Consider the following 19,242-nt stretch of genomic DNA (forward strand, 5'->3'; position numbering starts at 1 on the left):
TGAGGAGGAAGTACAATGCCTAAAATGAAAACACACAGCAGCCTTAAAGGCCGCTTCAAAGTTACCGGTTCCGGTAAAGTGACTCGCTACAAAGCTTACAGAAACCATTTGCTTTCCCACAAGTCCAAGCGCGCTAAACGCGTATTGGCAGGCAACCCAGAAATGGCGCCGGGGGACGTAAGACGCTTGAAACAAGGCTTGGCGAACTTGAAATAGTTAATCACACATTTTTGGGAGGTTTATATTATGGCAAGAGTAAAAGGCGGATTCGTCGTTCGTCGTAGACATAAAAAAGTATTGAAACTTGCAAAAGGTTATTTCGGTTCCAAACACCGCATTTTTAAAACAGCTAACGAGCAGGTTATGAAATCCCTCGTGTACGCATACCGTGACCGTCGTCAGACGAAACGGAACTTCCGCAAATTGTGGATCGTGCGTATCAACGCTGCAGCCCGCATGAACGGATTGTCTTACAACAAGCTGATGCATGGTCTGAAACTGGCTGGCGTGGACATCAACCGCAAAATGCTGGCTGACCTGGCCGTTAACGACATCAACGCGTTCAACTCGATCGCATCGGTTGCCAAAGAGAAAGTCAACGCGTAATATACTTGTAATGCATATTAAAACCGCCCTAACCGGCGGTTTTTTTAAGATATAAGAAAGAAAGTACATCAGAGAACTAAACTACCTTATATCGCAAGAAAGACCTCCGCTAAAAGCGGTCTGGCTTCATAGAACGTACACCGATAGACGTGTTTCTCTGGATATAAGAATTATATCCCCAACAAGAAAAAGCCCCGCTAGCTAACATAAATCAGAACCTAGAGTCGCAGGTACCGGGTGCCCCACTCATGAATGGGTATGAATGTTAATTTCACGCATCTTTTCATTCGAGAATCGACATCAGGTGAGCTTATAGACAGCTACTCTTCCATGGGAATAACAGGCTGTGTGATTTATGGCAAAATAAAGCGTTTTCCCTTGATTTTTCACTAAAAAAGTTTTATTTTCTGACGTAAATTTGCTGGATTTTGGCGTAGGTAAAATGTATAATCTGTTCTGTGGAATGTCCGACATTTGAACAAGCCTTCACAAGCAATTAATTGACCATAGATCAATTGCTGAAGGGCGAAGACAGGTGAAAGGATATAATTCATTCTAGGGGGACTATAAGTTAATGAAGAAAATGTTCAAATTGTCGCTGATTATGCTGCTTGCATTTTCAGTTGTACTGGCCGGCTGCGGTAAAAAGAACGAAGATACGAGCAGCTCGTCCGGCGGCAGCGAAGAAGGCGGCGCAGCAAAATCTAGCGTGAAGGTCGGTCTCGTGACTGACGTGGGCGGGGTTAACGACAAATCCTTTAACCAATCCGCTTGGGAAGCATTGGAAGCATTGAAGAAGGACAAAGGGATCGAAGCCCAGTATCTGCAAAGTAAGTCCAAAGAAGATTATGTTCCGAACCTGAACAAATATGTCAAAGGCAAATACGACCTCACTTGGGGGATCGGTTTTGACCTTGGCGTTGATATGAAAACGGTAGCCGATCAAAACCCGGATGCCAAAATGGCGATTATCGATGCTGAAGTCGATGCGCCTAACGTTCATTCCGTTACCTTTGCGGAGAACGAAGGGGCATTCCTCGTTGGTGTAGTAGCAGGCTCCATGACAAAAACGAACAAAATCGGTTTTGTCGGCGGTTCCGAAATTCCGGTTATCAAACGCTTTGAAGCCGGCTTTAAAGCTGGCGTTGCCGCAGCGAATCCGGATGCGAAAGTGATCATCAACTACACCGGCGCATTTGACAAGCCTGACCAAGGTAAAGCGGCTGCAGCCACGATGTACAACGACGGCGTGGACATTATTTTCCATGCTTCCGGTGCAACAGGTACTGGCGTGTTTAACGAAGCCATTGCCCGCAACAAAGCAGGCCAAAAAGTATGGGTTATCGGTGTAGACAAAGACCAATCCCTGGAATTTGGCGACGAAGTAACGCTGACATCTATGGTTAAAGGTGTAACGACAGCTGTAGACAAAGTAACAAGAGAAGTCATCGACGGCACGTTCAAAGGCGGTCATGAGACACTCGGCCTGAAAGAAAACGGCGTAGGTCTGGCCGATACTTCGAGCAAAAACGTTCCTGCAGATGTCCTGAAAAAAGTGGATGAGTTCAAGCAAAAAATCATCGACGGCGAGATCAAAGTTCCTGAAGAATAATTCCATAACGATAATTTGAACGGATATAATTCATGTGTACCAAACGGCAAGGCTGGTTATTATGACTAGCCTTGTCTTACGTTATGGCCCAAACAGAGGCCGCAAAATATGTGATAAGGGTGATCTCATGGATGCAGCGACCCCTGTCGTTGAGTTGAAGCAAATTACCAAACGCTTTCCCGGCATCGTTGCCAACGACTCGATCAGCTTGAAGCTGCACAAGGGCGAAATTCATGCACTGCTCGGTGAGAACGGTGCGGGGAAGTCGACCTTGATGAATATCGTGTTTGGCTTGTACCAGCCTGATGAGGGCAGTATCGAAGTGAACGGCAAACCCGTCATCATTGACAGTCCTAATAAAGCGATCGAGCTGGGCATCGGCATGGTGCATCAGCATTTTAAATTGGTTCAGCCGTTTACGGTAACCGAAAATATCGTTCTGGGGATGGAGCCCAAAATTGCCGGGGTCCATCTGAACTACAGAGCATCGGTTGCCAAGATCAAGGCCCTGTCCGACCAGTATGGTTTGAGGGTTAATCCGCATGCTAAGATTCACGACATATCCGTCGGGATGCAGCAGCGCGTCGAGATCTTGAAGACGCTTTACCGCGGTGCTGACATTCTTATTTTCGACGAGCCTACAGCCGTGCTTACACCGCAGGAGATCGGCGAACTTATGGGAATTATGAAGCGGCTGGTTGCCGAAGGTAAATCGATTATTTTAATTACGCACAAGCTCAAGGAAATTATGCAAATTTCCGACACGGTGACGATTATTCGACGGGGGAAAGTCATCGACACCTTGAAGACGTCCCTGACGAATCCGAACGAGCTTGCCGAGAAAATGGTGGGCCGCAGCGTCTCCTTTAAGGTGGACAAGCAGCCGTCCGTACCGAAGCAAACCGTGCTTAATGTGAAAAATCTGGTGTCCAAAAACAAAGAGGGAATCCCCGTTCTGAACGGGCTTGATCTCCAGGTGCGTGCAGGGGAAATTCTCGGCATCGCCGGCGTTGACGGGAACGGGCAGAGCGAGCTGATCGAAGCGCTGACGGGCCTGAGCAAGGTCGACAGCGGACTGATCGAAATCAACGGCAAGGATATTACCAACAAACCACCACGTTTCATTTCGGAAAGCGGAGTGTCGCATATTCCGGAGGACCGCCATAAACACGGGCTTGTCCTTGATTTTTCCATGAGTGAAAATATGGTGCTGGAAACGTATTATAAAGCCCCTTACAACAAAGGCGGCTTCCTAAACAAAAGCGCCATTGACGACCAGGCGAAACGCCTGATCGAGCAATTTGACGTCAGAACGCCGAGCATTGAGACGAAGGCTCGTGCTTTATCCGGCGGTAATCAGCAAAAGGCGATTATAGCCCGGGAAATAGATAAAGATCCGGATCTGCTCATCGCGGCGCAGCCGACGCGGGGACTTGACGTCGGTGCGATCGAGTTTGTGCAGAAGCAGCTTGTTGCGCAGCGGGACAAGGGGAAAGCCGTGCTGCTGATCTCCTTTGAGCTCGACGAGATCATTAACGTGTCCGACCGGATTGCGGTCATTTACGAAGGACAGATCGTCGGCGAAGTGCGGCCGGAGGACACGAATGACCAGGAGCTGGGTCTGATGATGGCGGGCAGCAAGGTTGCGGGAGGTAAGGCCTAATGAATAAATTATTTAAAATTTTTACCGTCAACAGCCTGTTGACGCCTCTCGTATCGATCGTGCTTGGACTCATCGTAGGGGCCATCATTATGCTGATCGGGGGGTACGATCCGATTCTGGCGTACAGTTCCCTGTTCAGCACCGTATTTGGAAACCTGTACGATTTCGGGGAAACGATCCGTGAAATTACACCCCTGATCATGACCGGTCTTGCCGTCGCCTTTGCGTTTCGGGCAGGCCTGTTCAACATCGGGGCGGAAGGTCAGTACATCGTCGGCATGACGGCCGCGACAGCGGTCGGGATCAAGCTGACCGGGCTGCCGATCGTTCTGCATGCCATCGTCGCGATCATCGCCGGCGGATTGGCCGGAGGAATCTGGGCGGGAATTACCGGCTATCTCAAAGCTAAGCGGGGCGTAAACGAGGTTATTATTTCGATCATGCTGAACTGGACCGGCCTGTATTTGAGTAACTATATCGTTAGAAACTTCCTGCTTCTCAAGGGCCAGCAGCGCTCTGAGGACATCCAGGATACAGCGTCGATTTCGATCGGCTGGTTGTCCGACATGTTCAGCGATGCGCGTATGCACTGGGGAACCGTCATTGCGATTCTAGCAGCTGTGTTTTTCTATGTGTTCATGTGGAAGAGCAAGCAGGGGTATGAGCTGCGGGCCGTAGGACATAACGGGGATGCCGCGAAATATGCGGGAATGAACGTAAAGAGCAATATCGTGAAAGCCATGTTCATCAGCGGTATTTTCGCCGGATTGGGCGGTGCCTTTCAGGTGCTTGGCGTATTCCATTACCAGGCGATCTTCACGGGGTCTCCGGGCGTCGGCTTTGATGGAATCGCGGTGGCGCTGATCGGCATGAACCATCCGTTCGGCATTCTGCTGTCCGCCGCCTTGTTCGGTACGCTGACTTACGGCTCCGCGGGTATGAGCTTTGGTGCGGACGTGCCGCCGGAAATCATCCGGATCGTTATCGGATCCATCATATTCTTTATTGCTGCACAAGGCATTGTGCGCTGGGTTCTGAAGCCCTTCTATCTGAAGCGCAAGAAAGAGAAGGTGTTGTAAAATGGATTGGATCACAACAATTGGCCAGCTGCTGAATACGACGCTCGTTTTTTCGACAGCGCTTATCTTTGCTGCCATGGGCGGCATCTTCTCTGAACGCTCCGGAGTAACCAACATCGGGATTGAGGGCTTGATGACCTTCGGTGCGTTTGCGGCCGGCGTCGCATCCTATTACGCGGAAGATGCAGGCATGGGGGCGGCTTCCCCTTATATCGGCATGCTCGCTGCGATCGTGATCGGGCTAGTCGCTTCGCTGATTCATGCCGTCGCCTCGATCACCTTTAAGGCGGATCAGGTGATCAGCGGCGTCGTGATCAACTTCCTGGCAACAGGAAGCACGCTGTATATGGTCAAGCTGATGTTTGAAGGTGCGGGAGAAACTCCACTGCTGATGGAGAGTCTCCAAAAGTGGAAGATTCCTCTCCTTTCCAAAATTCCGATTATCGGGGAAGGCATATTCAGCAATTACCCGACAACATATCTGGCTATTATTGTCGTCATTGTCGCTTCGTATATCTTGTACAAAACCTCCTTCGGCCTTCGTCTGCGCGCGGTCGGAGAGCATCCAAGCGCCGCCGACACGGTTGGCGTCAAAGTGCGCCGGATGCGGTATATCGGGGTCATGATCAGCGGTGCATTGGCTGCGCTTGGCGGAGCCACGGTTACGCTCACGACGACGAGCACGTTTTCGCATAATACGATTTCAGGCCAAGGTTTTATCGCGATCGCTGCGATGATTTTCGGGAAATGGAATCCACTCGGTGCGTTCGGGGCAGCTGTATTTTTCGGCTTCTCCCAGGCGATCGGGAACTACTTCCAGCTCTTCGATTGGGCGCATGACATTCCGCAGGAATTTATTTACATGCTCCCGTACGTACTCACCGTTATCGTTCTGGTGGCGGCTGTGGGACGCTCGTCTGCGCCGGCTGCGCTGGGGGAACCGTACGATCCGGGAAAAAGATAATAATCGAACCGCAAAAAGGCTGCATTCCATTCAACTGGAGTGCAGCTTTTTTTGATTAGCATCCAGCAAAGCAGGGCGGCATGACATTGAAACAGCAGCGGATTTTTCCGGACAGGTGTACATGCTACCGATGCTGGCGCCCGTGATGCCTGCTTCACCCATCTTCCCGGGAACCGGGCTATGGAACAAGCGCCGTGCGGGGCATTCGAATAGATTGGTGTGAAGACCATTGGAGGAGGGATTACATGCAACAGTCTGTGACTCGTAAACACGCCCAGAAGTTTGTTGGTAAACATATTGTAGCTGCCAAAAAAGACGGAAGCCTGGTGACCGGAAAATTGCTGCGCATCTCGGGCAACCGCCTGATTCTGCAGCGGGATAAAGGGAAAAAGGTTCACACCAAAGCGATCATTCCGCTCGTCTTGTTTGACCTGCTGGCGATCGGAACGGCTCCATACGCCTACGGCCCTTACGGGGGATACGGCGGAGTACCTTACGGCGGCTACGGCCCTGGCTACGGCCCCGTCGGATATCCGGGAGCTTATCCTTACGGCGGTGGATTCTGGTAATCTTTTAATTACCGGCTCACTTGTTAGAGGGAGTGCAGGAGGTTCTCGGCACGGCTAGGAAAGCCGCTTTTCCAATTCGTAGCACTGGTTTTTGGCGTGGTACTTGATGTTGAAATATCCTAACTTTTGGTAGAATGTCATCCCATTCGCATTCCCGGAATCAACCATGACTTTCGACCGTTTGCACCCGCGTGACAACGCAAATCTTTCCGCATGGGCCATCAAGAGGTTTCCCCATCTTTTGCGTTGTGATTCGGGTGCGACGGCCAACATATCGATATAGAGCAGATCGCCGTGAAGCATAAAGTGGACAAATCCGACCGGATCCCCTTCGTAGTAGGGGGAAGCGATGAGCGTCACGCCGCGGTTCATACGTCCGGGAAGATCCTTACGCACCTGCTCCAGCTGGCTTTTGGTCATATGGGACAGCGGGACAAGCTGGGTCTCGATTAAATGCATGATGACAGCATCGTCCTGCTTGGGTCTGCGGTATCTAATCATAGAGTCTGTCCTCCGTTCTGCTGCCCAATTCATCCATGAGCGACATACGTCATCATATGAAAATAGGGGTGGGCGGTGTGCCGAAAGTTCCCGGGAAAATGGAGGACAAAAGCGGACATGTATTTTTTTATCCGAATCTGGGTATTGACTATAGAATCGATGGGTCATATAATGTGTCTAAACATTTTATCGAGTATACAGTCATCGGCAATGAAGAGGACGAAGTTTAAAGGGCTCTTTTGAACAGAGAGTGAGAGGATCTGCTGCAACCTCCGCCAAAACCCCTTTTATACGAGCTCACCTCGGAGCTGTTCTCCTGAAAAGCGCTAAAGCCTAGTAGGGAGAATCGTCAGGTCCACGTTACGGACTCAAGGTATGGAAACGGATGAGCCATCGATGATGAGGCACCGTTCCTGATTTTCTATACCTGCTGAGGCTGTGCACTGTGAAGTGCGGAGCAAATATGGGTGGTACCACGGAAGAACAACCTTTCGTCCCTCACACAAGAACATTGTGTGATGAGGGATGGAAGGTTTTTTTGTTTACCATCACAAAAAAATGAACGTATTCTTGAGAGGAGGATGACTGATGAGCGCGCAAATTCCTGAAGTGCGGTCTACAGAACAATTACGTGAGAAATGGATGAAGCCGGAAGTCATTTCCGGCTCGGAAATACTGCTTCGCACCCTTCTGCTGGAAGGTGTCGAGTGTGTTTTCGGGTATCCGGGCGGGGCAGTGCTTTACATTTACGATGCGATGTATGGATTTAAGGATTTCAAACATGTGCTGACTCGTCACGAGCAGGGAGCAATCCATGCGGCAGACGGTTACGCACGGGCAAGCGGCAAAGTCGGCGTGTGTATAGCAACATCGGGACCGGGGGCGACCAACCTGGTCACAGGAATTGCCACCGCTTATATGGATTCCGTCCCTCTGGTTGTCATCACGGGTAACGTCGCAACGAGCCTGATCGGAACGGATGCTTTTCAGGAGGCCGACATTACCGGCATCACGATGCCGATTACGAAGCACAGCTATCTCGTTAGAGATGTCAAAGATCTGCCGAGAATTATTCACGAGGCATTCCACATCGCTTCGACCGGCCGCAAAGGTCCGGTGCTGATCGACATTCCGAAGGATGTATCAGCGGCGCTTACGCTGTTCGAACCGGGAAACAGCATTAACCTTCGCGGATACAACCCGCGCCTGGTGCCTAACAAGCTTCAGCTCGACAAGCTGGTTGCAGCGATCGAAGAGAGCGAGCGGCCGATGATCATTGCGGGCGGCGGCGTGATCTACTCCGGCGGACATGAAGCGCTGTACGAATTTGTGAAGCGGACCGAAATTCCGATCACGACAACGCTTCTCGGTCTGGGCGCATTCCCGAGCGGGCACGAGCTCTGGACGGGCATGCCGGGTATGCACGGAACTTACGCCTCCAACATGGCGATTCAGGAGTCGGATCTGCTGATCAACATCGGCGCACGGTTCGATGACCGGGTAACAGGCAAACTGAACGGATTTGCCCCAAAAGCGAAAATCGTGCACATCGACATCGATCCGGCGGAAATCGGCAAAAACGTGCCGACAGACATTCCGATCGTAGGCGACTGCAAGACGGTGCTGGAAATGCTGAACAACGATGTGAAGCGGGCCGGCAAGGCTGAAGCTTGGAGAACCCGGGTTCAGCAGTGGAAGCTGGAGCATCCGCTCCGCTACGCTGATTCGGATACAGAGCTCAAGCCGCAATGGGTTATCGAGCTGCTGAACGATACGACGAAGGGCGAAGCGATCGTTACGACTGACGTAGGCCAGCATCAAATGTGGGCTGCACAGTACTATAAGTTCAATCAGCCGCGCTCTTGGGTAACCTCAGGCGGCCTCGGAACGATGGGATTTGGACTTCCTTCCGCCATCGGTGCCCAAATGGCCAATCCGGAAAGGCTTGTCATTTCGGTGAATGGTGACGGCGGCATGCAGATGTGCTCTCAGGAGCTTGCCATCTGTGCCATCAATAACATACCGGTGAAGGTTGTCATCATCAACAACCAGGTGCTCGGTATGGTTCGTCAGTGGCAGGAACTGATTTACGATAACCGTTACAGCCATATCGACCTGGAAGGAAGCCCGGATTTCGTCAAACTGGCCGAGGCTTACGGAGTGAAGGGACTTCGGGCGACGAACAAGGAAGAGGCCAGAACGGCCTGGAAAGAAGCGCTCGAAACACCGGGACCTGTCGTTGTGGAATTTGTGGTCAGCAAGGGTGAGAACGTGTATCCGATGGTAACTCAAGGCTCGACCATTGATCAAATGTTGATGGGGGATGCATAATTATGAGCATGAGACATACCATTGCCGTTCTAGTGAATGACCAGCCGGGCGTGCTGCAGCGGGTATCCGGACTGTTTGGACGCCGCGGGTTCAACATTGAGAGTATTACGGTCGGGCAGTCGGAAGAAGCGGGGCTCTCCCGCATGGTCATCGTCACGATCGGTGACGACATGACGCTGGAGCAAATCGAGAAGCAGTTGTACAAATTGATCGATGTCATCAAGGTGATCAACCTTAGCTCCAAGCCAATGGTAGCGCGGGAGCTGGCGCTGATCAAAGTCAGCGCGGAGCCGGCGGAACGTCCGGAAATCCTCGGCGTCGTGGAAACGTTCCGCGCTTCGGTCGTCGACATCGGAAGCGGCAGCATTATGGTTCAGGTTGTCGGGGATTCCTCGAAAATCGACGCCATGATCGAGCTCTTGAAGCCGTACGGAATCCGGGAGCTGTCTCGCACCGGAGTCACCGCCATGATTCGCGGAAATGCATAATCATACACAACAACATATTCATTAAATTCCCGCTAAAGAGCGGGGGTTTGAGAGGATCGTATCCCGAAAGCGGGACAAACCGGGTGCAGGGTCCTTTGAAACACCCGCTCTTTATGAAGGGTTCTTTTTAAAAACAAAGGAGGATTTATTCACATGCCAGTTACAACTTATTACGAGCAAGACGCAGAACTCAGCGCTTTAAAAGGAAAAACCGTTGCCGTTATCGGATACGGAAGCCAAGGCCACGCACAGGCGCAAAACCTGCGTGACAGCGGTGTCAAGGTCGTTATCGGTCTTCGCGAAGGCAAATCTTTCGATAAAGCTAAAAACGACGGTTTTGAAGTTCTGTCCGTTGCCGAAGCAACAAGCCAAGCGGACGTAGTACAAATCCTGATGCCGGACGAAACTCAAGCATCCGTGTACAAAAACGAAATCGAGCCTAACCTGAAAAAAGGCGCTGCGCTCATGTTCTCCCACGGCTTCAACGTTCATTTTGGACAAATCGTCGCTCCTAAAGATTCCGACGTGCTCCTGGTTGCTCCAAAATCCCCAGGTCACATGGTTCGCCGTACGTATGTCGAAGGCTTCGGGGTTCCTGGCCTGATCGCCATCGAGCAGGACGCTACTGGCAATGCGAAGCAAATCGGACTGGCCTATGCAAAAGGTATCGGCTGTACCCGCGCAGGGGTTATCGAAACTTCCTTCCGCGAAGAAACCGAAACCGATTTGTTCGGTGAGCAAGCCGTACTTTGCGGCGGCGTAACTGCGCTGATCAAAGCCGGATTTGAAACGCTGGTTGAAGCTGGATACGCTCCGGAAATGGCTTACTTCGAGTGCCTCCACGAAATGAAGCTGATCGTTGACCTGATCTATGAAGGAGGCATGGCTAACATGCGTGACTCCATCTCCAATACGGCTGAGTACGGTGACTATGTAACTGGACCTCGCATCGTAACGGAAGAAACGAAGAAAGCGATGAAGGAAGTGCTGTCCGACATCCAACAAGGTAAATTCGCCCGCGACTTTATCCTTGAGAACCAATCCAACCGTGCATTCCTGAATGCAACGCGCCGTAACGAAGCTAACCATCCGATCGAAATTGTCGGCGGTCAGCTGCGCGAAATGATGCATTGGATCAAGAAATAACATACGGCACTCATCCATCAATAAAAAAAGGCGGATCCCCGGATATAGAGGGGATCCGCCTTTTGTATTTCGGGAGCAGCGGCCGTTATGCCCGCTTACCAGGCATACGCCTCGGGAGCGGCGCCGCCCGGTCCCGGGAAGATTTCGTCCAGCCGCTTCAGCACGGCTTCATCCAGCTTGATTTCGAGCGCGCCGAGGGAGCTTTCGAACTGCTCCAGTGTACGCGGCCCGATAATCGGCGCCGTCACCGCCGGATTGCTCAGCAGCCAGGCAAGCGCGACGTTATCCTGCGGCTCGCCGAGCTCATTGCACAGTTCGGCAAACGCCTCGAGCTTGGCACGATGCTTCTCGATGCGCTCCGCGCTTCCGCCGCTGCGCGTGCCTTCCAGCTTCTTCAGCGCGTTGCGTCCGAGCAATCCGCCGTCGAGCGGGCTCCACGGGATCACGCCGAGGCCGAGGCTTTGCGCAGCCGGCAGCACTTCCAGCTCCGGAAGGCGGCAGTTCAGGCTGTATTTATGCTGCTCGGACACCAGGCCGAGGAAATGGCGGTTCTTCGCTTCGCTTTGGGCGATGGCCAGCTGCCAGGCAGCAAAGTTGCTGGAGCCGACGTAGCCGATTTTGCCCTGGTTCGCCGCGATTTCAAAAGCGCCCCACAGCTCGTCCCAAGTGACGTTTGGGTCGACATGGTGCATTTGGTACAGCTCGATATGGTCGGTCTGCAGGCGCCGGAGCGAGCCTTCCAGGTGTCTGCGGATTTTGTACGCGGACAGGCCCCGCGCCCCGTTCGGACCGTCCGCCGGGTCGCTCATGTCGCCATGAACCTTGGTGGCGAGGACCACCTTTTCGCGGCGGCCGCCGCCCTGGGCGAACCAGCGGCCGATTATGGTTTCGGTCAAGCCGGAATTTTCGCCCCAGCCGTAAATGTTAGCGGTATCAAAAAATTGAACGCCGGCGTCAAGCGCCGCGTCCATGATGCGGAACGCTTCCTTCTCGTCCGTCGCCGGTCCGAAGTTCATCGTTCCCAGGCACAAGCGGCTCACTTTTAAACCGGATTTTCCCAAATACGTATACTGCATGAATCCGTTCAACTCCTTTGCGATTGAAGAGTATAAGTCCAAACAATATCATTGTACCCGGATTAATCAGGAAAAGAAATGTGCCTTGTTAAGGCAGGTATAGAATAATTTAATCCATTCGGTCAGCTTATAGGAAAATACTATTAAGGTCATAGATTCTATATCTTGGTCAATGCTCTCCTTCATGTGTTACAACAGTATATAGAGAATTAGGACAGTGAAAACGAGGTACCTGTACCTGAAGGAGTGACTGATATTATGGCAGAGGTTAAAAAGATTGCAGTAATCGCAGGGGACGGCATCGGGCCGGAGGTTGTCGCAGAAGCGGAGAAAGTGCTCAAGCGCACGGAGGAGCTGTTCGGCTATTCGTTTGAAACGGAGCATGCGCTGTTCGGGGGAATCGCAATCGACGAGAAGGGAACCCCGCTTCCGGAAGAGACGCTGGCGGTATGTAAAAATGCAGACGCGGTGCTGCTTGGCGCGGTAGGCGGACCGAAATGGGACAACAATCCGAAGGAACTCCGTCCGGAGACTGGCCTGCTCGGTATCCGCAAGGCGCTCGGATTGTTCTCCAACCTGCGTCCGGCCGTGGTGTTCGACTGCTTGAAGGACGCCTCGACGCTGAAGCCTGAGGTGCTGGAAGGCACGGACCTGATGGTTGTACGGGAACTGACTGGCGGCATTTACTTCGGTGACAAGCTGAGACGTCAAGGCGAGCATGGCGAAGAAGCGGTGGACACTTGCGTGTACAATGTGGCGGAAGTGGAACGGATCGTGCGCCAAGCCTTTGACATCGCCCAGAAGCGCCGCAAGAAGCTCGCTTCCGTCGATAAGGCGAACGTGCTCGAAACTTCCCGCCTGTGGCGTGAAGTGGTGAATCGGGTCGCTCCGGATTATCCGGACGTGGAGCTGGAGCATGTGCTTGTCGACAACTGCGCCATGCAGCTGCTGCGCCGGCCAGCCAGCTTCGACGTCATCGTGACGGAGAACATGTTTGGCGATATTTTGAGCGACGAAGCCGCTATGCTGACCGGGTCGATCGGCATGCTGTCGTCCGCTTCGATGGGAGAAGGCGCGTTCGGCTTGTATGAGCCGGTTCACGGCTCCGCACCGGATATCGCGGGTCAGAACCTGGCGAATCCGATCGCCACGATTCTGTCACTGGCGCTGATGTTCCGCCTCACGTTTGGATACGGCGATGCGGCAGACGCGATTGAAGCAGCTGTGGCTGACGTGCTGAATGCCGGACATCGCACAGGCGACATCGCAGTGGATAAGAGCAAGGCGATCGGCACACGGGAGATGGGCGACCTGATCGTGGCTGCGATGAAGAAGTAATTTTCAACGTGATATTGAGGTCGTTTTAGCGCTATATAAATGAAGGGATTTTTTTGGAAAGGGTGCTGCCGGGTGATCGGCGGCCCCTTTTTTTCACATCCGTCTGCTGAAAATTCGTTGAAAAGTTCACGATATTTTCTTATTTATAATTATTATAAATAAATAACCTATATAATCTTGACTTTGATTTCGTCGAATGATACCATTTGAAATGTAGATTCCACTTGGGATGCAATACGATACTTAATCTAGAACAGAGCAGTTGTTCTTTATATTAAAGGAGGAATTTTTGACATGGCAGAACGTTTAGTAGGTAAACCGGCTCCTGAATTTACGATGGAAACTGTAACAGGTGACGGCACGGATTTCAGTAAAGCAAGCCTGACTGACTATCGCGGTAAATGGCTCGTATTTTTCTTCTATCCACTCGATTTCACTTTCGTATGCCCTACGGAAATCACTGCGCTGAGCGATGCTTACGAGCAGTTCAAAGCGCTTGACGCTGAAATTCTGGGTGTGAGCACGGACTCCATCCACAGCCACAAGGCTTGGATCAACACACCGCGCGACTCGAACGGTCTTGGAAAAATCAACTTCCCGCTGGCTTCCGACATCACAAGATCCGTTGCAAAAGACTACGGCGTGTACATCGAAGAAGAAGGCGTTGCTCTTCGCGGTCTGTTCATCATCAACCCTGAAGGCGAGCTGAAATATCAAGTGGTTAACCACAACGATATCGGCCGCAGCGTTGAAGAAACCCTTCGCGTCCTCCAAGCGCTGCAATCCGGCGGATTGTGCGCAATGAACTGGAAACCAGGCGACAAAAATCTGGTAACCAACTAATTTTTAAATATTCGGACAAGCCCCCTTTGCCTTGCTTGATGCAGGCCAAGGGGGTTTTTCATCAACTGTGGTTTTGGGTTTAGAATGCCTCGGAGAAGTTGAAATATGGCTAGGAGCGGCATAACGTCTTGTTTTGGCATTAATATAGAATGAACTGATCTATTTAGCAGGATTTGAACAGGGCGATATAGAAAACCAAAGAGCAGGCATACATGATAAAACTTGGGTCCCGTCAGGGTTGAAAAAAAGGAATTGTCGAGCTTGGAATCGAATACATTATGAAGAAATACGGTGGAATCCAGAGGAGGGTGAACTGGAATGAGTTATTGCTGCGGAGCAAGTATGGTTGGAACGAAAGGTACACTTAAACATTATCGCACTCAAGTCCATAATGTTCCCCTGTTGTTCTGTCCCGTGTGCCACCGGGTTGAGGTTCATTACAAGGTTGAGAATGAATACGAAATTTTGGCCGAATATGCGCATGGTGACGGGGCGGCAGAAATTGACTTTCAGGATTATGTGATCGAGGACGAAGAGACCATTTTTGAAAATGTGGTCAACTGTGAGAAGGAAGACCCGAAAGACATCATTCAGAGCCAGATTGACATGGCCCTTGATTTGTTGACGGTCGCCAAGCAAATTCAAGACGAGAAATGGCAGAGCGAGCTGAAGAAAAGACTCGCGGTCATGAGCCAGCGCCGGCTGCGTCTTCAGCATAAATCATAAAATTTCATCGGATACCCGGGCCTGCCGTCGAATCGGCGGAAATCGTCCCGGCTGAGCGCCCGGTCATGACATAGCATCAGGTACAAAAATAAATTTTTTGTGTCTGATGCTTTTGTTTTAAGATTCGCTTTCGCAAGAGACGACATCCTTATTTTTACAGGAGAAACGTCAGCATAAGCGGGGACTTTCGGCTAAGAAAGAACAACGATTGACGGCCATCATTTTCAGGCTGGGACCATTTTTTCTTTTTTCGACAGTATCTCTTGTTGAGTTTTCCGGCGAGCTTGTCTATGATTAAACTAATCTTTATTACTGGCCAAAAGATGGAATATCTGCCTGCTAACGATTTGCCAATTCCGTCATTTCCTTATAAAGGGGGGGCATCGTGTGAGCGAAATCCAAGAGACGTTATTGCAGTCCCTGGAGGCGTTTCAATCTACGCAGCTTGTGAAGAACAAGTACGAGAACATTTTGGAGCACTTGGACAGTGGGGTAATTCTTTTCGACAGTGAGGGCGTTTTGACATTTATCAATGTGCAAATGGCGAGGTTGTTGGAAATTTCCCGTAAGTCGTTGACTGGCCTAACCTTGCTTCAAATTTTGCGTCATCCCCAGTTAAGCCGGTATAAGAAGAAGAAAATATTGCGTATTTACCGCGAAACCATTTTTCACCGAAAAAGATACCATGAGCTAAGTGATGAAACCGGACGCCAGTGGCTTCTTACGGTCACCTACGGCGATCAAATGGACGGTGATTTTTTATTTAGTGTCAAGGATGTATCCGATTTCAAGCAGATCGAACAAACCGCCTACCGAAACGACAAGCTGGCGATGCTCGGCAAAATTTCGGCATCGATCGCCCACGAAATCCGCAACCCGCTCACGGCCATCCGTGGATTCATTCAGCTGCTGAGACCTCATTTGACCAAGCTCGGAAAAGACGAGTATGCGCGCATTATATTGACCGAGATCGACCGGGCGAACGACATTATTTATGAATTTCTGAATTCGTCCAAGCCATCTGCACCGCAAACGACCGTCATCCCGGTTTCGTCTTTGCTAAAGGAAGTTGTTCTCCTTACGGAGAGCGAAGCGCTGATGAATGGCTGCGAGGTTGTTTTGCTCGATGAGTCTACACCCCTTCATATTTCCGTCGATGTAAAGCAGATTAAGCAGGTCATTCTCAACATCATTAAAAACGCCATGGATGCGATTGCTGATCAGGGACATGAGCATACCGGGAGGATTGAAATCCGCACGCGCAAGGACCAGAAAAACGTGAATATATGTATTTCGGATAACGGAAAGGGTATGGATCATATCACGCTGAGCCATTTGTTCGATCCCTTCTTTACGACCAAGGAAAGCGGGACAGGCCTTGGTCTGTCCGTCAGTTACCGGATCATCAAAAATCACCGGGGATATATTTCTGTGGACAGCAAAGTAGGGAAGGGAACAGAGTTTGTGATCTCGCTTCCGATCGTTGAAATGTCCTGATTCGGCACAGCAGGAACATTTTGTCTTTGGAGTTGCTTTGGACAACGGTGGAATAATATATATGACTATCGTCCGAAAACTTGAAGACAAAGGAAGATGACGCCGATGAATGGACATCCGTTTTCCGAAGGACAAGATATTACGGTCACATGGAAGGATCATACGGAAGCTGCTCAGCTCAGTATGGATGCGCTTGTTGTTATGGTTTCCCAAAAGGACTTTGAGGATAACGCACTTTCTCCCAGTCTTGCACCCATTGTGCAGCAGCTCAGGGACAGCCGCCTGTTCGGTGCTGCCTTCAATCAAATCCACGCACTGCCAGTGCCTGATTCAAGCGGCCATCGCGCCGTTATTCTAGTCGGGATCGGCGAACGTCCGCTGACCTCCGAAGAACTCAGGCTTGCTGCCGCCCAGGCGGCTAAAACCGCGCTCAAAATCCAAGCCCAAAGCCTGGCATGGGAAGTGCCGATCACCATGATGCGATTTACTGCGGAACAGAACACGATAACTGCGGCCCAGGCCCTTACCGAAGGGTTCATTCTGGGAGCATACCGGATCAAGCAGTACAAACGAAACCATCCGACGTACCATGGAATTAAAGAGCTGGTGCTTTTTCGAAAAGGAAACGCGGATCCCCGGGAAGCTGAAGAATGGCGTCAAGGCATTGTCCGAGGGAAAGCGGCGGCTGAAGCTACCTGTTTGGCGCGAGATTTAACGAATCTCCCTGGGAATATGCTGGTTCCAGAAGATCTGGCGAAGCATGCGCAGCGGATTGCCCGGAAGCATGGCATGGAATCACACACGCTGGATGTCGAAGAGCAAAAAGCGCTCGGCATGGGTGGATTGCTCTCGGTTGGCCAGGGGAGCATTCAACCTCCGCGGATGATCGTGATGAAGTATCAAGGAAGGGACAGCTGGGATGACGTTATAGGGCTTGTCGGCAAAGGCATTACGTTCGATACCGGGGGCATCTCTCTGAAGAAGCGGCTTGGCATGGAAGAGATGATCAGCGATATGGCCGGAGCCGCTGCGGTGCTGGGTGTCATGAACGCACTTGGAACGCTGAAGCCGAAGGTGAACGTGGTGGCTGTCATTCCGAGTGCCGAGAACATGCCTGGAGGCGGTGCCTTTAAGCCGGGGGATGTGATCCGGTCGTTCAGCGGGCGGACGATCGAGGTGCTGAACACCGATGCGGAAGGCAGAGTGGTGCTCGCCGACGGCATGACTTATGCCAGACAGCTCGGAGCGGTCCGTCTCATCGATGTGGCGACGCTCACAGGCGCCGTCGTGACGGCTTTAGGGGATGTGGCGACTGGAGCGGTAACGAACGATGACACTTTTCTCCAGGAGCTGATCCTCGCTTCGAAAAGATCCGGTGAAAAAGTATGGCCGCTTCCTGCTTACAAGGAATTTTGGGATATGCTCAAAAGCGACGTGGCGGACATTCGCAACAGCACCGGAGGCAAGGGGGCTGCGATTACGGCAGGCCTGTTTATCGGAACCTTTGCCGAAGGGCTGCCGTGGGTTCATCTCGATATCGCCGGAACGGCCTATGCCCAAAAAGAGCGGGGTGTGAATCCGAAGGGAGGCACCGGGGTGATGGTCCGGACCCTGCTGGAGTGGATTTTGTCGCAAGCGGCATCCTCATAAGACCATGAACGTAAAGCGGAATCCTGAGCGGATAGCCGCTTTATTTCGTATGCCGTCATTTCGCGGTCATAACCGTCCGGACAATTAACCTTTACTTTTCTGGTCACCTTCAAGTATGATGAAGGAATAAATTTTATGCCGGAAGGAGAAGCTTGTTGGATGAAAACGAACCCTTGTAAAATTGTCGATTGCACGATTCGCGATGGGGGACTGGTTAATAACTGGGACTTCAGCGTCGAGTTTGTACAAACTTTATACGCCGGACTGAATGAGGCCGGTGTTGACTATATGGAAATCGGCTACAAAAATTCACCCAAACTGCTGAAGGGCGCCGAATCTGCCGGACCTTGGCGCTTTTTGGACGATTCCTTCCTGCGTGAAGTGATCCCCCAGAAGGGCAAAACTAAGCTGTCCGCTCTCGTGGATATCGGCCGTGTCGATGAGAATGATATTTTGCCGCGCGAAGAGAGCATGCTCGATTTGATCCGTGTTGCTTGCTACATTAAGGACGTGGATAAAGCGCTGGAGCTGGTACAGACGTTCCATGAACGCGGTTACGAAACGACGCTGAATATTATGGCTTTGTCCAACGTCATGGAGAACGAGCTGCTGGAAGCCTTCGAAATGATCCGGGAGAGCGTGGTCGATGTCGTCTACATCGTCGACTCCTATGGAAGCCTTGACCACAAGGACATGGAGTATTTGGTCGAGAAGTTCAAGAAGCACCTGCCGAACAAGCGCCTTGGCGTTCATACGCATAACAATATGCAGCTGGCCTTCTCCAACACGCTGACCGCTGCGGAGCTGGGCGTAGAGCTGCTGGATGCGTCTGTATACGGAATGGGCCGCGCGGCTGGCAACTGCCCGACCGAGCTGCTCGTCACCCATCTGAAAAATACCCATTACAACCTTCGTCCGGTGCTGGATTTGATCGAACGCCTGATGATTCCGCTTCGCGAGAAGGAGGAGTGGGGCTACCTGATTCCTTACATGGTTACGGGAACGCTGGGGGAGCATCCACGTTCCGCCATGGCGCTCCGGGCATCGGAGGATAAGGACAAGTACGTGGATTTCTACGACAAGCTGACGACTCCGGAAGTCAACTTTGATCCGAAACACAAGTAAACCGCTTAATTTGATTCATTAGAAAAAG

The 19,242-nt window shown here is 51.5% G+C and carries 18 protein-coding genes; 16 read left to right on the forward strand and 2 right to left on the reverse strand.

Annotation, left to right across the window (positions count from 1 at the left end; genetic code table 11):
* Nucleotides 1–15 precede the first annotated feature (15 nt).
* The 7 genes from rpmI (at nucleotide 16) to BCV73_RS01425 (ending at nucleotide 6,493) form a co-directional block, all read left to right on the forward strand.
* Entirely contained in the window at nucleotides 16–216 is a 201-nt protein-coding gene (gene rpmI / locus BCV73_RS01395) for a 50S ribosomal protein L35 (RefSeq protein WP_076173245.1), read from the forward strand.
* Between the two features lie 30 nt (nucleotides 217–246).
* A complete protein-coding gene (gene rplT / locus BCV73_RS01400; RefSeq protein ID WP_076173244.1) occupies nucleotides 247–606 on the forward strand; it encodes a 50S ribosomal protein L20 in 360 nt (119 codons plus the stop codon).
* Nucleotides 607–1,180: 574 nt separating this feature from the next.
* A complete protein-coding gene (locus BCV73_RS01405; RefSeq protein ID WP_076173243.1) occupies nucleotides 1,181–2,218 on the forward strand; it encodes a BMP family ABC transporter substrate-binding protein in 1,038 nt (345 codons plus the stop codon).
* A gap of 127 nt (nucleotides 2,219–2,345) precedes the next feature.
* Nucleotides 2,346–3,881 (forward strand): ABC transporter ATP-binding protein, encoded by a 1,536-nt coding sequence (locus BCV73_RS01410; protein ID WP_089545708.1) that lies wholly within the window; start codon nucleotides 2,346–2,348, stop codon nucleotides 3,879–3,881.
* Nucleotides 3,881–4,960, forward strand: a complete 1,080-nt coding sequence (locus BCV73_RS01415) for an ABC transporter permease (protein WP_076173241.1) — start codon at nucleotides 3,881–3,883, stop codon at nucleotides 4,958–4,960. Before BCV73_RS01410 ends, BCV73_RS01415 begins: the two co-directional genes overlap by 1 nt.
* 1 nt (nucleotide 4,961) lies before the next feature.
* Nucleotides 4,962–5,924 carry an ABC transporter permease gene (locus BCV73_RS01420; protein WP_076173240.1) on the forward strand — a complete coding sequence of 321 codons (963 nt, stop codon included), beginning with the start codon at nucleotides 4,962–4,964 and terminating at the stop codon, nucleotides 5,922–5,924.
* Nucleotides 5,925–6,169: 245 nt separating this feature from the next.
* On the forward strand, nucleotides 6,170–6,493 hold the full coding sequence (locus tag BCV73_RS01425) for a hypothetical protein (RefSeq protein WP_076173239.1): 324 nt from the start codon (nucleotides 6,170–6,172) through the stop codon (nucleotides 6,491–6,493).
* A gap of 54 nt (nucleotides 6,494–6,547) precedes the next feature.
* Here BCV73_RS01425 and BCV73_RS01430 read toward each other — a convergent pair whose 3' ends face one another.
* On the reverse strand, nucleotides 6,548–6,994 hold the full coding sequence (locus tag BCV73_RS01430; protein ID WP_076173238.1) for a GNAT family N-acetyltransferase: 447 nt from the start codon (nucleotides 6,992–6,994) through the stop codon (nucleotides 6,548–6,550).
* Between the two features lie 588 nt (nucleotides 6,995–7,582).
* Here BCV73_RS01430 and ilvB point away from each other — a divergent pair.
* From ilvB to ilvC, 3 genes are all read left to right on the forward strand, one after another.
* Nucleotides 7,583–9,325, forward strand: a complete 1,743-nt coding sequence (gene ilvB / locus BCV73_RS01435; protein WP_089545709.1) for a biosynthetic-type acetolactate synthase large subunit — start codon at nucleotides 7,583–7,585, stop codon at nucleotides 9,323–9,325.
* A gap of 2 nt (nucleotides 9,326–9,327) precedes the next feature.
* Nucleotides 9,328–9,813, forward strand: coding sequence for an acetolactate synthase small subunit (ilvN, locus tag BCV73_RS01440; RefSeq protein WP_076173236.1), 486 nt, complete (start codon nucleotides 9,328–9,330; stop codon nucleotides 9,811–9,813).
* 153 nt (nucleotides 9,814–9,966) lie between these two features.
* The gene (gene ilvC / locus BCV73_RS01445) at nucleotides 9,967–10,959 is read left to right on the forward strand and encodes a ketol-acid reductoisomerase (RefSeq protein ID WP_089545710.1); all 993 of its coding nucleotides are present in this window, start codon (nucleotides 9,967–9,969) and stop codon (nucleotides 10,957–10,959) included.
* Nucleotides 10,960–11,054: 95 nt separating this feature from the next.
* Here ilvC and BCV73_RS01450 read toward each other — a convergent pair whose 3' ends face one another.
* Complete coding sequence (locus BCV73_RS01450; RefSeq protein WP_089545711.1) at nucleotides 11,055–12,035, reverse strand: aldo/keto reductase; 981 nt, start codon at nucleotides 12,033–12,035, stop codon at nucleotides 11,055–11,057.
* Between the two features lie 258 nt (nucleotides 12,036–12,293).
* On the opposite strand from BCV73_RS01450, the gene leuB reads away from it, so the two are divergent.
* The 6 genes from leuB (at nucleotide 12,294) to BCV73_RS01480 (ending at nucleotide 19,214) form a co-directional block, all read left to right on the forward strand.
* Complete coding sequence (gene leuB, locus BCV73_RS01455; protein ID WP_089545712.1) at nucleotides 12,294–13,373, forward strand: 3-isopropylmalate dehydrogenase; 1,080 nt, start codon at nucleotides 12,294–12,296, stop codon at nucleotides 13,371–13,373.
* Between the two features lie 294 nt (nucleotides 13,374–13,667).
* Entirely contained in the window at nucleotides 13,668–14,216 is a 549-nt protein-coding gene (locus tag BCV73_RS01460; protein WP_076173232.1) for a peroxiredoxin, read from the forward strand.
* A 318-nt stretch (nucleotides 14,217–14,534) separates the two neighbouring features.
* Nucleotides 14,535–14,942 carry a hypothetical protein gene (locus BCV73_RS01465; RefSeq protein ID WP_076173231.1) on the forward strand — a complete coding sequence of 136 codons (408 nt, stop codon included), beginning with the start codon at nucleotides 14,535–14,537 and terminating at the stop codon, nucleotides 14,940–14,942.
* Nucleotides 14,943–15,329: 387 nt separating this feature from the next.
* Nucleotides 15,330–16,439 (forward strand): ATP-binding protein, encoded by a 1,110-nt coding sequence (locus tag BCV73_RS01470; protein WP_076173230.1) that lies wholly within the window; start codon nucleotides 15,330–15,332, stop codon nucleotides 16,437–16,439.
* A gap of 105 nt (nucleotides 16,440–16,544) precedes the next feature.
* Entirely contained in the window at nucleotides 16,545–18,089 is a 1,545-nt protein-coding gene (locus tag BCV73_RS01475) for a leucyl aminopeptidase (RefSeq protein WP_179231855.1), read from the forward strand.
* A gap of 159 nt (nucleotides 18,090–18,248) precedes the next feature.
* The gene (locus BCV73_RS01480; RefSeq protein WP_089545713.1) at nucleotides 18,249–19,214 is read left to right on the forward strand and encodes an aldolase catalytic domain-containing protein; all 966 of its coding nucleotides are present in this window, start codon (nucleotides 18,249–18,251) and stop codon (nucleotides 19,212–19,214) included.
* Nucleotides 19,215–19,242: the final 28 nt, after the last annotated feature.

It is taken from the genome of Paenibacillus sp. SSG-1 (genome assembly GCF_002224835.1).
GTDB lineage: Bacteria > Bacillota > Bacilli > Paenibacillales > Paenibacillaceae > Paenibacillus_AQ > Paenibacillus_AQ favisporus.